Here is a 15,399-nt window from a genome sequence, read left to right on the forward strand (position 1 = left end):
AATATTATCCGTTTTTCGCTGGTCGTTGGGTGACTCTACGCCAGAAACTAGAGGAAAAATGAGGGTCTATAAAAGTTTGAAATCTTTCCCATTCAGGATAGAAATGCTTGAAATCACTGCCAGCCATACGGGCATCTTTTGCAGGGTATAAACGTCCCCCATCTTCGCGCACAATGGCATCTAAACGCGCAAATAGTTTATGTGTCGCATCGCCTTTATTGGCAAAATCTAAGGCAAGCGTGATACCTGCGCGGGGAAACGAGAGTAAGCCAGCGGACGGAATTTTGCCAAAGATTTTAATCACGGAGAGGAACGAGCCTTCCCCACTTTTAGCAATTTCTGCCAAAATACTTTTAATTACATGCGGGTCATTTTCTGAAACCACGCATTGATATTGGAAAAATCCCCGTTTGCCATAAATCCGATTCCAACGTTGTACGCTGTCTAAGGGGTAAAAGAAGGGTAAATAATGGCTAACACCACGAGTCACTTCGGGCACTTGCTTGTTAAAATACAGGAAATTAAAGGCTTTAACGCTGGCATGATTTAAAACAAAATTAGGCATGTCTAACGGGACAGAAAGCCATTTCGACAGTTTTTTCGGGGCGGGTTCTTGGTCAAATAAGGGTGGGGCGTGATTGCCTTGCATAAATAGCCCCCGACTGCGTTTTTCTTGTAAACAGTCTAACCATGCAACGGTATAAATATAATCTTTTTCTGAAGCTTTGGATAAGGCAAGAAACTCCTCAATACTATGAAATTTAATACTTTCCATTTGAATAAAGGGGTTATTCATTGGAATGAGTTGAATTTCTGCCCACGTGATTAAACCTGTTAAGCCTAAACCGCCAATTGTCGCGCCAAACCAGTCGGAATTATTAGTTTTAGAACATAATAAGCGTTGTCCATCAGAGCGTAATAATTCAAATTGTCGCACATGACAGCCAAAAGTCCCCGCAATATGGTGATTTTTACCATGCACATCGTTTGCGATTGCCCCGCCTAGCGTGACAAATTGCGTTCCTGGTGTGACGGGTAAAAACCAGCCCATTGGTACGATAAATTGTAAAATTTCTTGTAAAGAAACGCCTGATTCACAACGTAATATGCCCGTTGTGCGGTCAAACTGGATAAAGTGATTTAAATAACGGGTGTCTAATAAAATGCCTTTGTCATTCAAGCACACATCGCCATAACTGCGCCCTTTGCCATAGGCAAGTACAGGTTTACGTGCAAGCACTGGAATGTTATCGCTTGCCCATTGCACAGGGAAAATGGTTTGTTCTGTGCTGGGATAGCGTCCCCATGATTGATAAGTTGTCATTGTGATGTGTTCGGTTAGAGAAATTTTGCTAGTAAAACAATGATAAAAATCATCAGCGCAACAATATGGCTGACACGGTCACGCAGGGCGAAAACTATCGGGTCATCGTGCATACCGCCACGGTGCGAAATCAGCCAAACGCGGCTAATCCAATACAATAAAATCACGCAAACAAACCATAATAAATCGGGTGAGCTGTACATATCACGGATGTTGTGAACATATAACGCCAAGACTAACACGGAGATAAAGCCACTTGATACGCCTATCGAGGCTAAAATTTCTAAATCATCCGCCACATAGCCCCGCCCTTTCGCACTGGTTTGATTATTCCGCCGTAATACCAACATTTCGGAATGACGTTTTACCACCGCTAAACAGAGGAAAATAAATAGAGAAAATGCCAGTAACCAGTGTGAAACCACAGAGTCTGTCATCGCGGCAGAGCCTGCAATCACCCGTAAGGTGTAGAGCGTAGCAAGACAAAAAACATCGATTAAAACCATGCTTTTTAAGACAAACGAGTAAGCAAGGGTTAAAACGTAATAAATCCCCAATACGGCCCAAAACTTCGGCGGTAACGCGAGCGACAGTAATAAACTAACGAGTAAGCAAGCAGGAAATAGCAATAAACCAATTTGTATCGGGATTGCGCCCGATGCAAAGGGACGTTTGCGTTTACGGTGATGATGGCGGTCAGCCTCTAAGTCTAATAAATCATTGAGAATATAAGCACTGGAAGCGGCAAAGCTAAAGGCAAAAAATGCGAAAATGGCATTTTCTAACAGTGGTAAGTTTAAAATTTGTTGCGACGCTAACAATGGAATGAAAATTAAAGTATTTTTCACCCATTGATGCATCCGTAACGCGGCAGGAATCGCTTTAACCCAGCGTGTTTTGCGGGGAAATTCAGCGATAATTTGCGTTAATTGCTTGGCTTGTTGCGTCACACTGCGGGATGTATTGACTAGCACGCCTGCTTGCGCATGTTGCCAAACAGCTAAATCGGCGCGACTATCGCCCGCGTAGGCAAAGGGTTGTCCTGCAAAATAGTCATGTAAAAATTGCGCTTTTGCCATGCCTTTTAAATTACGGGTCGCATTCGTCGCCAGCACCGCATTAAAAATGCCTAAATGGTCAGCAATTTTTTGCGCGATGGATTCATGTGAGGCAGTGACTAATAACAGTTGCCTACCTGTTTGCCGTTCATTTTTTAAATACTCGATGAATTCTTCATGATACGGTAAACAAGTGACATCAAAGTCAACATGTTCATTTAATTTGGTTTTTAAATAGGCTTTACCCTTGAATAGCCAAAAAGGCAATAGAAGTAATAAGAAAGGTTTTTTCTTTAACAGCTTAATAAACCCTTCATACAGCATATCGGTTTTAATCAGTGTATCGTCAAGGTCGACACAAAGTGGGATTAAAGTAGTATTTACAGTCATGTGTTAATTAGAAAAAGGCTGACCGTTCAGTATTCTTGACGGTTGAAATGGAGCGTGCAAAGTTGTTCAAAACGACGGCACGCGGTGGAATAATGGCGTTGATTTTCTTGTTGAATTGCCTGAATGTCAATATAAGCCCCTTGCTCTTTTAGCCATTGCGCATAATCCTGTCCTTGCCCTTCATTTTCCATTAAAACGGGTAAATTCAGATTAAACAGTTTGTTAAAAAGCGCGATACTGTCGGCATAAGCTTCTGTTAAACCCACAAAATGAAATTGATTTAATGGAATCTTGCCACAGAACAGGGCATAAAATTGACGTTGCTTGGGCAAATTGGCAAAAGCGGTAATAGAAAGCTGTTGACTTATCAACTGTCGACACATGCTATTTTGCAAATCGGGATGACGTTGCCAATGCCAATAATGCGAAACTAAACGGGCGATAGGTTCACGAAAAAAGGTACAAAATTGCGCAGTTTCACCTAAAAAAGCATATTTATCCGCAATAAAATGTCCATGTACCGCTTGATAAGTATTTAAAACCGTTTGGGGTTGAAAACGCAGTTGTAAGCGACGACGCAGACGCATATAGCGATGTTGCCAATCATCGGATAAGGGCTTATCGGCATAATCTAACAAGAGTTTATCGCCAACTGTTTGGGTTAACGCATTGCCTAAACTTGTGCCTGCGGTTTTAGGGATGTGCACGGAAATCAGCATTAATTGCCCCCTTTGTTATAACCGAATGCGTGCAGGTATTCGCTACATAAATCATCAATCAATTGCAAATCATGCGCGTCTAAGGTTGTACGTTTATGGCGAATTTCAGAGGGTTGAATACTCGCGGGTAAATGTAACGTAGGGGCTTGTGGGATTTTCTGAAAAATCGTTCTTAGGCTATCCACGGGATTTAAGACTAACTGCTCATAACGGACTAAATGCACATCCGTTTGTACGCTTAAAATCGTTTCTGCTAAATAACACCAAAGCAAAACCCGTTTTAAAGCAACATCCACTGTGTCTGCAATTCGTTGCAAGCGTTGCCGTTGCCACCCTGCTAATGCACTATCTTGATAATGTCCCACAGGAAAAGTTTCTACACTGGCTTGTTTTAAATGGTTAAATGTACCTTTCCACGAAGCAATGGTATCAATAGGATGACGCACGCAAACGATAATAGGCGCGTGTGGCATCACGGTTCGCAATTGTTGCATACGGGCTAAATACGCCAGTGTATTTTTAGTAAACAGGACAAAATCAGGACGATACACGCTAGGCAAATAAGTTTCGCGTGTATCAATGATAGCTGTATCTTCAATCACTTCCCCATCTTTGATTTTATTTTCTATCGCTTGCCCGTTCAAAATATCGCGCCGTACTTCTTGATAATACAAAGCAATTTGATAAGGCGGGAAAGGTTGCTGTAAAGGTTGAAAAATTTGTGTCGGTTCATTAATCACCACACAATTTTCTACTTTATGCAGTAAGCGACATAAATAACTCGTGCCACTACGTGGAAGCCCTGTAATAAAGGCTTCTGGGCGGGCTTGTTGCGCACTGGGTTGTAATGGTGGTGAACGGCTAAACCAATGCGTTTTTTTCTCAACCTGATAAGGCTTACTTAAAATGTCCCATTCAGGCAAGTTTGCCATTTGTTGCTGTAAAGCAGGATATGCCCGCACAAGCCGATTAACAACCTGATTTAATGCAGGTTCACGCCGTAAAACGCTGGGTTTGTGATAATGACATAAAACCGCTTGCGGATGAAACGGCTTTAAATGTGCGGGATAATTAAAGCGTTCATCTAAACAACTGAAATCCATACCCAATCTTGCCAATGTCACAGGTAGGGCTAACTGGTCTAACCAGCGGGGACGTTCTGCAATAATGCCACTTTGTAAAATCCGCCGACAACTATCCGCCCATGTTTGCGCAAATTGGGATTGGTTCGGAATGCCTAAAAAACCCGCATTAAAATAAGGGTGTAGCAATTCTTGACTGACGCTACTAAAAACATAACGCGCTGGTACAGGTAAGTTAAATAGTTCATAAACAGATGTCCAAAATTTAGGTTCTGTCGTAAACGCACCTAAATCGACGGGTTTTGCATGTAAAACAGGACGCAACCAATCATAAGCGGGTGTAAATTCTTGATAACATAAAATATCACTATCGAGAAAAAAGATTTTTTCCGCACTGGTTTCTATGCCTAAACAAGCGATTTTATTGCCAATGGGGTATTGCGTATCGACCCAATTTGTGATGGGAACAACACGCACGCCTAGACTTTTTAATAATTCCAGTGTTGACGGTTGAGGCGTACCCCAATCTGTCGCAGGCGTTGGCACTGTAGCAACCAGTTCATAATTACAGCGGAGAAAGGTTTTTAAGGAAATGGCAAGCAGTAATGCCTTGATTTCTAGCTCGCCTTGTTGACAAACAAAGGTGAAACAGTAGTGCATAAGCAGTGACAGCCTGAACAGTAAAAATTGTTGTCAATTATGACTGAAAGTCATCTACTGACCAAATGAAAAGGATGTGATAGACGCTAAACATTTTATAGACTTGATACAAATGCCTATAATCTAGGCTTATTACTTCCGTTACACGCTATCTATTTATCTGCTATGTCCGCCAATAACGCGCTAAAACTCACAAAAACCAGTGTTGAAAAATTACCTTATCCCGAAACAGGACAAGTTTTTTACCGCGACACAGAATTAAAAGGCTTTGGGCTACGAGTCACCAAAGGCTCAAAAACCTATATTGTCGAAAACAGTATTTGCGGTAAAGCCTGTCGAGTCACTATCGGAAAACAAACCGTTTTTACGGCGGAACAAGCACGGGTGATTGCTAAAAAATTACTGGCTGACATTGCGGTTGGCATTAATCCCAACCAACAAAAAGCCTTAGAACGGCGCAAAACAATCACTTTACACGCGGTTTTTAAAGACTTTATGAATACACGGACTTTAAAGCCTAAAACGTGTTATTTATATCAAAAGTGTTTCGAACGGGTCTTTGCAACATGGCATCACAAACAAATTACCGAGATTAACCGCACAAACATTGCAGAACATTATCAACATATTTGCCAAGCACATGGCGACGCTTACGCTAATTTAAGTTTTAGATTATTGCGAACACTCTTCAACTTTGCCATTGCCAGCCATGAGGAGTTAATGAATGTGAATCCTGTTAATGTGTTGCATGATAAACGTCAATGGAAAGTCATTCCGCGTCGCCAACGATTTATTAAAAATCATCAGCTCATTGCATGGTGGCAAGCCGTCGAACAGTTAGAAAACACAACATTACGCGACTATTTTCAGCTTTTACTCCTCACAGGGCTACGCAAACAAGAAGCTGCAACACTGCAATGGTCATCCATTGATTTACAAGAAAAAACCATGACGATTACAGAAACAAAAAACGCACAACCGCATACCCTGCCATTAAGCGAATATCTCTACAGTCTGTTACAACGTCGCCAACAACTCACAAACAGTATTTGGGTTTTTCCCAATCCTGCGACACAAAAGCCATTCATTGAATTACGCCAACAATTAAAATTAATTACAGAAAAGTCAGGTATTAATTTCACTTGCCACGATTTACGCCGTACTTTTGCGACACTTGCGGAAAGCCTAGAAATCTCTAGTTATGCAGTAAAACGCTTGTTAAATCATAAACAAAGCCAAGATGTGACTGCGGGCTATATCGTCCATGATGTAGAACGTTTACGCGCCCCGATGGAACGAATCACCCAAACGATTTTAAAACATTGTCTGAATCAGGATTTTCAGAATTAACAGAATTTTCAGAATTAAAAAGACAAGAAAATTAAAAGAATAAAAAATTATGTTTTTAATTGTTTTTAATTGTTTTTAATTCTGCTAATTCTGAAAATTCTGTGAATTCTGGTTCAGACAAAAAAAGACCTGCTAGGTTTTCAAAACCTAGCAGGTCTGTCGGAACACGCGAAAAGGATTCACCAGACAAGATTCAGACAAACGCTTGTCTTTTTAACAGAAACTCGCAGAACTCAGGTTAGCATACCCACACTAACTGCTTTCCCGTACAATGCACGGTATTTTATTGTTATCGATTTAGGGAGTTATTACTCGTGCAACTGATTGTTTTAGGAATGCACCGCGCGGGAACGTCTAGCGTTGCGCGGTTGCTCAATATGATGGGGGCGTATTTCGCGCCAGAGCGGGGCAGTTCACCAACTAAAGCGGCTTTAACCGCCACAGAAGATAATCCCAAAGGTTATTGGGAACGTTGGGATGTCGTACATACTAATGAAGAAATAATGCAAGCGATGGGCTTGGCGTGGGATAGAATCAGTACATTTTCCGCCGAGCAAATTACCCCCGAATTGATAACACGGTTTAAACCCGACGTGCAGGATATTATCAGCGGTTTAGATGGTTATCGCCCTTGGATGATTAAAGACCCGCGTTTATCTATTACCTTGCCTGTGTGGTTGCCTTTATTAGAAGTTCCTGTCTTTCTCTTCGTCCATCGCAGTCCTATCCAAGTCGCGCAATCATTACACAAACGCGACGGCATCAGCATTCCCGCAGGGTTAGCACTATGGGAAAAATATACTTTGCACGCCCTGCAAGCGACACAAGGACATCCGCGCATTATTATTTCTTATGAACAATTAATGCGTGAGCCTATCGCTAGCACCTTGCATTTATACGAACAATTAACTGCTTTAGGCATTCATGGCTTGCATTTACCCGCCGAGCGCGAAATCTTAGCCTTTATCGACCCGCAATTGTATCGTCAACAAGGCGATAGCACGCTACAACGCGGTTATGTCAATTATTGTCAATGGCAATTAATTCAATGGTTTGAAGACAATTCAATTTTTGTGAAATCTGTGCCAAGTTTGTCACAAGGTGCGGTTGAAGCGTTACAACGTTATGAAAATCAGCAAGCAATTGCCGAAGAACACGCATTAGAACAGCAAAAAACCATTGCCAAACATGTCGCCAGTTTACAAGACAGTCAAGACAGCGTGCAGGCATTAACGCAAGAATTAAATCAGTTAAAACAAGTTGCACAACAACAAGCAATGGTTTTACCACAATTAAAGCAACATTTAGCGGAAAAAGAACAATATATTCAACAGCAAGTTGAGTTTATTCAACGGTTACAAGCGCAACAACAAACCGCACACTATCAGTATGATTCCCTCAAAGAACAACATCATCTTGAATTAAATCAGTTAGCCGAAAAAATTCATCACTTGCATGATAACTACCAAAGCCAATTAATGCAGGTTAAACAGCAGTTTGACGCGCTACAAGCCGATTACAATGCCCTACAAAATCGTTATAAACAACAAGACCAAACCATTGGCGAATTAACTGCAAATACCCGTCGTCAAGCCCATCATGTCGAACGGTTAAATCATTGGGTTAATTCACTCGGCGTTAATATTCAAGCCACTTTTGAGTCATTAACGTGGAAAATTGGCAACACTGCAACCCAAGCAATTTTAGCTTTAATGCTGAAAAAACAAGGCTTAACGGCAAAAGACAGTATTCAACGAGTTTTAACTGAGATAGCCGACTGGCGGTCACGGTTTCAAACCCAGCAAGCAGGCTTAAATTTTCAAGAAACCGTGCACAATCCAAGAGATTATGCGCGTTGGTTTTCCACTTATGATGAATTAACCCCAACACTGGAAGAGCAAGCGAAACAATTTGTTGCACAGTGGATTAATCCGCCGTTAATTTCCATCATTATGCCGACTTATAACACGCCTGAAGCGTTTTTACGGGAGGCGATAGAATCCGTCATTCAACAAATTTATCCGCATTGGGAATTATGTATTGCTGATGATGCTTCGCCAAAATCCCATGTGCGGGAAATTTTGGCAGAATATGCCGCAAAAGATGCACGAATCAAAGTTGTTTATCGGGAAAAAAACGGACACATTGCCGCCGCCAGCAACAGCGCGTTAGCCCTTGCGACGGGTGAATTTATTGGCTTTATCGACCACGATGACCAATTAGCCAAACATGCCTTATTTTGGGTCGCAAAGGATATTTTAGAAAATCCCGAGGCAATGCTCTGGTATTCCGACGAGGATAAAATTAATGAAGAAAATGACCGCTACGACGTGCATTTTAAACCCGATTGGAATCCTGATTTATTTCTTTGCTACAACTTCGTCAATCACTTAGCCGTCTATCGTGCGAGCCTAATTCAACAAGTTGGCGGATTACGCACAGGCTACGATGGTGCGCAAGATTACGACTTAGTCCTGCGTTTACTGCCATTACTCAAAACGGAACAAATTCGCCATATTCCGCATGTGTTATACCATTGGCGAGCGATTGCAGGCAGTACCGCCGTTAGCAGTGATGAAAAACCCTATGCACAAATTGCCGCACAAAAAGCCATCCAAGCCTATTTAGACGGACAAGGGATTAACGCAACTGTTATCGATGCCCCTGAATTAAAAGGCGCGAATCGGGTTAAATATGGCTTACCTGAAAAATTACCCTTGGTGAGCTTATTAATTCCGACCTTCAACGGCTTAAATGTGCTAAAAGTCTGCATTGATAGCATTTTAGAAAAAACCGCTTATCCTGCTTATGAAATCATTATCGTCGATAACAACAGCAACGACGCGGACACCCTAGATTATTTACAAGCCCTTGCGGACAGTGGCAAAGCGCGGATTATTCGTTATCCTAAACCGTTTAATTATTCCGCAATTAACAATTTAGCCGCAGAATATGCCAATGGTTCATTAATTGGGCTATTAAATAATGATTTAGAAGTAATTTCTCCCGATTGGTTGGGCGAAATGGTCGGGCACGCACTCCGTCCTGAGGTCGGCATTGTTGGTGCGCGTTTATGGTATCCTAACAATACCTTACAACATGGCGGGGTTATCGTCGCGCTGGGTGGGGTTGCAGGACATTCGCATAAATATTTCCCGAAAAATGACGCGGGTTATTTTGGGCGAGCCGTTTTACAACAAAACTTTTCTGCCGTAACAGGCGCGTGCATGATTATGCGCAAAGAAGTCTATTTCGCTGTTGGCGGTTTAGACGCAAAAAATCTACGTATTGCCTTTAATGATGTGGATTTCTGCTTGCGGGTGCGCGAAAAATTAGGCTTGTGGAATGTGTGGACACCCTACGCAGAATTGTATCACCACGAATCGATTAGCCGAGGAAAAGAAGACACCCCTGAAAAAATCCAACGTTTCCAAAGCGAAATGGATTATATGAAACAACGCTGGGCTTATAGTTATTTAGGTGAGCCACCCAATGACCCCGCTTATAATCCTAATTTAACGGTAGTGACAGAAGATTTTGCCCTTGCATGGCCGCCGCGCGTGTCGGGACTCTTACCAACAATTTTACATAGCCGTGATAAATCCTATGTTAAACAAAGCGTATTAATAACAGAAACTAGCGACAATCCTGTAGCAACAACAGTAGCAACGCCACAACCTAGCGAAGACTTATTTATTCTGCCCCCGCCACCAACATTAGACGCGCTATTAACAGCCGAGTTAGAGAGCTTAAACACGCTCACACAATATAAAGGGCATAAACCGCCACAACGGCTACCGATAGCAAGCCTTATTCACCGTAACGCGGGTTATCAGTTACTGCATGGGCAAGGCTTAGAGATTGGCGCATTACACTTACCCGCCTTATTGCCTGATACGTGTGAATTAGTGTATGCCGATGCGATTAGTCGAGAACAAGCGCAACAAATATTCTCTGAGTTAAACCCCGCTGAGTTGGTCACGGTTGATTATGTTTTAGATTTAGATAAAGACGGCTTAGGCATGTTCCCGCGTCAATCGTTTGATTTCGTGATTTGTGCGGGAGTTTTAGAAGATACCGCAAACCCGATTAAAGCCTTACGGGGAATTTTCCGCGTTTTAAAAACAGGTGGTTACGCGGTGCTAGCTGTGCCTGATAAACGGTATGGCTCTGATAAAAACAGAGAGTTAACCCCATTTAGCCACTTATTACAGGCATATCAAGAGAATGTGTGCGCAGTGACAGATACACAATATTTAGACTTTTTCAAACATATTCATGCGGATGTCTTTAACAATACACGGCGCGAGGAAGAGCTAGCAGAACATCTTGCGCATGTGCGTCGTCGACGTGAAAACGTGCAAGTTTGGGATAGCCTGAGTTTTGAACATTGTTTACGCCAAACCTTGGAAATTCTGGATATACAAGCTATCCCTGTGTACACCCACACAGGCGATGAAAACCAACTGGAATATTTCGCTGTTTGGCAAAAGCAGAATTAATTTAAGCGTATGAAAAGCTCTGCCAGCCCTTGAAGGACTGACAGAGTTAATCAACTTGAGCTTGGGGAATTTTATAAAAAACAAAGAGTTGCTATGTTTTCAAAACTTAGCAGGTTTGTCGGAACACGCGAAAAGGTTTGAAGGACTGGCAGAATTAAAACATTGTCTGAATCAGGATTTTCAGGATTAGCAGGATTAGCAGGATTTAAAATCCTCAAACCAACCAAAAAGTCAGGTGAATCACGCTTTTTAATCCTGCTAATTCTGTGAATTCTGATTCAGACAAAAAAAGACCTTACCCCCTTAATTAGGTTGCAAAGTCTTTTTAATAAAGACAGTTAGTTAATTTAAATTACAATCGTTCTTTCACCCACTCAGCGACACTGCTTAAGGCTTGGGGTAAGGGTTTAGGGTCACTGCCACCCGCTTGCGCCATATCAGGACGACCGCCCCCTTTTCCGCCAACTTGTTGCGCAACATGATTGACTAAATCGCCTGCTTTGACCTTGCCCATCACATCCGCAGTCACCCCCGCAACTAAAGATACTTTATCCTCTTTTACAGCAGCTAACACGATAACCGCTGAAGCTAATTTATTTTTAAGCTGGTCTAAAGTCTCGCGTAACTGCTTCACATCAACATTATCTAAACGTTGCGCTAAAACGTGAACGCCATTAATATCAATGGCTTTTCCTGCTAAATCATCGCCTTGACTGCTCGCAAGTTTACTTTGTAAACGTGACAACTCTTTTTCGCTGTTACGAATTTGCTCGAGTAATTGCTGTAAGCGGTTATCTAATCCATCACGGCTGGTTTTTAACGTGCTTAAAACATGATTTAAATGTTGTTCAGTCTCGCTAACCCATGCCAGTGTCTGCGTGCCTGCAATCGCTTCAATCCGTCGCACACCTGCCGCAACGCCTGATTCTGACAGAATTTTAAATAAACCAATATCGCCCACCCGTTGCACATGTGTCCCGCCACACAGTTCTACGGAGAAATTATCCGCCATAGACAGCACGCGCACGTCATCCTCATACTTCTCGCCAAATAACGCCATCGCACCACTTTTAACCGCATCGTCTAAATTCATGACTTTTGTTTGTACAACGCTGTTATTCAGTATTTTTTCATTAACAATGCGTTCAATCTGGGCTAATTGTTCGGGAGTAATGGCTTCATAATGCGAAAAGTCAAAACGCAAACGTTCTGCATCAACCGATGAGCCTTTTTGCTTCACATGCTCGCCTAACACTTGACGCAAAGCTGCGTGTAATAAATGGGTTGCAGAATGATGACGCGCTGTTGCTTGGCGAGCGACGACATCAATTTGTGCTTGTAATTTATCGCCTTTACGGAGCGTACCTTGTGTCAATTTACCAATGTGAGCATTAGCATGTCCGATTTTTTGCGTATCGCTCACGGTAAATAAGGCATTCACATTGCTTAATTGACCTTTATCACCCGCTTGCCCACCTGATTCAGCATAAAACGGCGTTTGGTCTAAAATAATTTGTCCTGTTTGCCCTGCGTTGAGCTGTTCAACTTCATGCCCATCGAGAAATAGCGCGGTAATCGTGCCTTCTCCCGCAACAGCTTCATAACCTGTAAACGTGCTTTGACAATCAGCGGTTAAAGCAACATTGGACAAATCCACTTTAAAATGTCCGGCTTCACGGGCGCGGGTGCGTTGCTCATTCATACATCGCTCAAAGCCTTCCGCATCAATACTTAACTGATGCTCGCGGGCAATGTCCGCTGTTAAATCGGTCGGAAAGCCATAAGTATCATAAAGTTTAAAAACCACCTCACCCGCAATGACCGTGCTACCTTTCAAGTGTTGCATGGCTTCATTCAGCAAAACCATGCCATGACTTAAGGTTTCGGCAAAACGTTCTTCTTCTTGTTTTAATAAACGGCTGACTAAATCCGTTGCTTGACGTAATTCGGGATAAGCTGCACCCATTTCTTTATCTAAAGCAGCGACTAGGCGATAGAAAAAGGGCTCATGTAATCCCAATTTATAACCATGACGCACAGCACGGCGAATAATCCGCCGTAACACATAGCCCCGCCCTTCGTTAGAAGGAATAACCCCATCAACAATTAAAAAGGCACAAGCGCGAATATGGTCGGCAATCACACGCAACGAGCTATTGCTGTAGTCGCTACGGTTAGTAATTTCGCCAACTGCTTTTAATAAGGCTTGGAATAAATCAATTTCATAATTAGAATGAACATGTTGCAGAACTGCTGCCAAGCGTTCCAAGCCCATGCCAGTATCAACAGAGGGATGCGGTAAAGGGGTTAAAGTACCATTAGTGTCGCGGTTAAACTGCATAAACACCAAGTTCCAAATTTCGATATAACGGTCGCCATCTTCATCAGGACTACCAGGAGGGCCTCCGAAAATGCCTTCGCCGTGGTCGTAGAAAATTTCGCTACAAGGACCACACGGACCTGTATCGCCCATCATCCAAAAGTTGGAATGTTTGCCACAACGAGAAAATCGCGTTGGGTCGATTTTCATTTCTTTTAACCAAATGTCTTCCGCTTCCCTATCCTCTTCATAAACCGTCACCCACAATTTTTCAGGCGGTAAGCCTAATTCTTTGGTTAAAAATTCCCAAGCGAATTGAATTGCTTCCCGCTTAAAATAGTCGCCAAAACTGAAATTGCCCAACATTTCAAAAAACGTATGATGCCGAGCGGTATAACCGACATTTTCTAAATCGTTATGCTTGCCTCCTGCGCGGACGCAACGTTGACAAGTAACCGCTCTTTTATAATCACGTTTTTCTAAGCCTAAGAACGTATCTTTAAACTGCACCATGCCCGCGTTTGTAAATAATAAAGTGGGGTCATTACCGGGCACTAAAGGGCTACTAGAAACAATGGTGTGTCCTTTAGAGGCAAAATAATTTAGAAATTTTTGGCGTAGTTCGATGACACTAATCATGGTTATTCAAATCTTAGTCTGTTGGGTAAAGTCGTCATATTACCTTAATTAATGGGTGATGTTCAAAAGTTTGGGGATTTCTTAAGGTCGCTAATAGCCTAGTCTTTCTTTATCAGGTTAATTTAAACACATCACCGTTTTATTTTTCCAAGGCACTGTTTTAAACCAGCCTATCATATAAGCCAATATCCATAAGCAGTACAAACCAAACATATTAATCAATATGGTATCTAATATATGCCGTCCTGTGTAATCCATTATCATGCCTGCAACATAGGACAAAATCATACTGCATAGAAATAAGGCTAATCCTTGTTGTCCAATTTTTGCCGTGTATTGAGCAAAACGAGTGTGAAAAAATGATTGCCAATACAGTAATAAATATTGAGTTAATCCTGCTAAGGCTAAAAAGTGTATCCAGCGCAAAATACCAAAATTTGTTTTAATGACTAAGGGGTCTATATTTAAACGCAAGTTGTTGAGCCAAATAGATTGAGAGTAAATAGGAAAATTACTTAAAGGAATGCTTAATAGAATAAATAAGAGGCAGATTAAGGCTAAAACATGACTTGAACGCGGTGCTTGCATCCAGCCTGCACCTAGTAAAAATCCTGTAAAAAATAATAATTGCCAGCCAAATGGGTTAAAAAACCAAGGTCTATCGCTATCAATTTCTGCGGGTAATGCCCAGTTAAACCACCACATCCCTAAATAAATACTTAAACACATTACAGGGACTAATATTAAATGTAAGCGTGCTAATAACATCATTAATGGAACACACGCTAAAATCACAATATACATGGGTAAAATATCAAAGTAATTAGGAACGTAGCTTAAAGAAAATAAGCCGACAATTGCTTCTGGTGTCCGTTCAAAGAAAAAATATAAATTTAAACGTCCAATATAATCAATGTAGTGTAATTTATTGCCCGCTGCACAAATGGCAGCGAGTAAGAAAAACAGGGCAAGATGGGCGATGTATAACTGCCAACAGCGGTGCAAAACACGTATTGTGCCCACCCAAAAACCCAGTTGGGTAAATGTTCGCCCAAATGCGCGGGCTGCCGTATAACCAGAGACAAAAATAAACAGTTCCGCAGAGTCGCTAAAACCAAAACGCCCATAGGTGTAGTTTGCTAACCAATTATCAGGAATATGCGCAATAAAAATAATACAAAGTGCTAAACCACGGAAGAAATCTAGTTGTACTTCTCGTGAGTTTGTGTGGGAAATTTGGGGAAATGATGCAGTGGAAGACATAAATTTTAAACTTTCTAGCGGGGAACAAAGAGCCAGTATTGTACCGTAATCGCTTTTTTTATAAATCTGGCTAAAAACCCTATTTTTTTGCA

At 41.8% G+C, this 15,399-nt stretch carries 8 protein-coding genes; 2 read left to right on the top strand and 6 right to left on the bottom strand.

What is annotated here, in order from left to right:
- Window positions 1-4: 4 nt before the first annotated feature.
- The 4 genes from BEGALDRAFT_RS03475 to BEGALDRAFT_RS17810 are packed head-to-tail and all read right to left on the bottom strand — an operon-like array spanning window position 5 to window position 5,233.
- Complete coding sequence (locus tag BEGALDRAFT_RS03475) at window positions 5-1,324, bottom strand: FAD-binding oxidoreductase (protein ID WP_002683688.1); 1,320 nt, start codon at window positions 1,322-1,324, stop codon at window positions 5-7.
- Window positions 1,325-1,338: 14 nt separating this feature from the next.
- On the bottom strand, window positions 1,339-2,772 hold the full coding sequence (locus tag BEGALDRAFT_RS03480; RefSeq protein ID WP_002683691.1) for a UbiA family prenyltransferase: 1,434 nt from the start codon (window positions 2,770-2,772) through the stop codon (window positions 1,339-1,341).
- 26 nt (window positions 2,773-2,798) lie between these two features.
- On the bottom strand, window positions 2,799-3,491 hold the full coding sequence (locus tag BEGALDRAFT_RS03485; RefSeq protein ID WP_002683694.1) for a sulfotransferase family 2 domain-containing protein: 693 nt from the start codon (window positions 3,489-3,491) through the stop codon (window positions 2,799-2,801).
- The gene (locus BEGALDRAFT_RS17810) at window positions 3,491-5,233 is read right to left on the bottom strand and encodes a sulfotransferase family protein (protein WP_002683699.1); all 1,743 of its coding nucleotides are present in this window, start codon (window positions 5,231-5,233) and stop codon (window positions 3,491-3,493) included. The genes BEGALDRAFT_RS03485 and BEGALDRAFT_RS17810 overlap by 1 nt, the downstream gene beginning before the upstream one ends.
- 165 nt (window positions 5,234-5,398) lie before the next feature.
- Here BEGALDRAFT_RS17810 and BEGALDRAFT_RS03495 point away from each other — a divergent pair, with 165 nt between their 5' ends.
- Both BEGALDRAFT_RS03495 and BEGALDRAFT_RS17815 read left to right on the top strand, forming a co-directional pair.
- Complete coding sequence (locus BEGALDRAFT_RS03495) at window positions 5,399-6,583, top strand: tyrosine-type recombinase/integrase (protein WP_002683700.1); 1,185 nt, start codon at window positions 5,399-5,401, stop codon at window positions 6,581-6,583.
- A 314-nt stretch (window positions 6,584-6,897) separates the two neighbouring features.
- The gene (locus tag BEGALDRAFT_RS17815; protein ID WP_002683701.1) at window positions 6,898-11,085 is read left to right on the top strand and encodes a glycosyltransferase; all 4,188 of its coding nucleotides are present in this window, start codon (window positions 6,898-6,900) and stop codon (window positions 11,083-11,085) included.
- A gap of 352 nt (window positions 11,086-11,437) precedes the next feature.
- Here BEGALDRAFT_RS17815 and alaS read toward each other — a convergent pair whose 3' ends face one another.
- On the bottom strand, window positions 11,438-14,044 hold the full coding sequence (gene alaS, locus BEGALDRAFT_RS03505; protein ID WP_002683702.1) for an alanine--tRNA ligase: 2,607 nt from the start codon (window positions 14,042-14,044) through the stop codon (window positions 11,438-11,440).
- Between the two features lie 117 nt (window positions 14,045-14,161).
- Entirely contained in the window at window positions 14,162-15,307 is a 1,146-nt protein-coding gene (locus tag BEGALDRAFT_RS03510) for an OpgC family protein (RefSeq protein ID WP_002683703.1), read from the bottom strand.
- Window positions 15,308-15,399 lie beyond the last annotated feature (92 nt).

This window comes from Beggiatoa alba B18LD (assembly GCF_000245015.1).
Lineage (GTDB): Bacteria > Pseudomonadota > Gammaproteobacteria > Beggiatoales > Beggiatoaceae > Beggiatoa > Beggiatoa alba.

Excerpts from the sequence above, each read along its gene's own strand:
- BEGALDRAFT_RS03485 (WP_002683694.1), bottom strand. The coding sequence starts at position 3,491 with ATGCTGATTTCCGTGCACATCCCTAAAACCGCAGGCACAAGTTTAGGC.
- alaS (WP_002683702.1), bottom strand. The coding sequence starts at position 14,044 with ATGATTAGTGTCATCGAACTACGCCAAAAATTTCTAAATTATTTTGCC.
- BEGALDRAFT_RS03510 (WP_002683703.1), bottom strand. The coding sequence starts at position 15,307 with ATGTCTTCCACTGCATCATTTCCCCAAATTTCCCACACAAACTCACGA.
- BEGALDRAFT_RS03475 (WP_002683688.1), bottom strand. The coding sequence starts at position 1,324 with ATGACAACTTATCAATCATGGGGACGCTATCCCAGCACAGAACAAACC.
- BEGALDRAFT_RS17810 (WP_002683699.1), bottom strand. The coding sequence starts at position 5,233 with ATGCACTACTGTTTCACCTTTGTTTGTCAACAAGGCGAGCTAGAAATC.
- BEGALDRAFT_RS03495 (WP_002683700.1), top strand. The coding sequence starts at position 5,399 with ATGTCCGCCAATAACGCGCTAAAACTCACAAAAACCAGTGTTGAAAAA.
- BEGALDRAFT_RS03480 (WP_002683691.1), bottom strand. The coding sequence starts at position 2,772 with ATGACTGTAAATACTACTTTAATCCCACTTTGTGTCGACCTTGACGAT.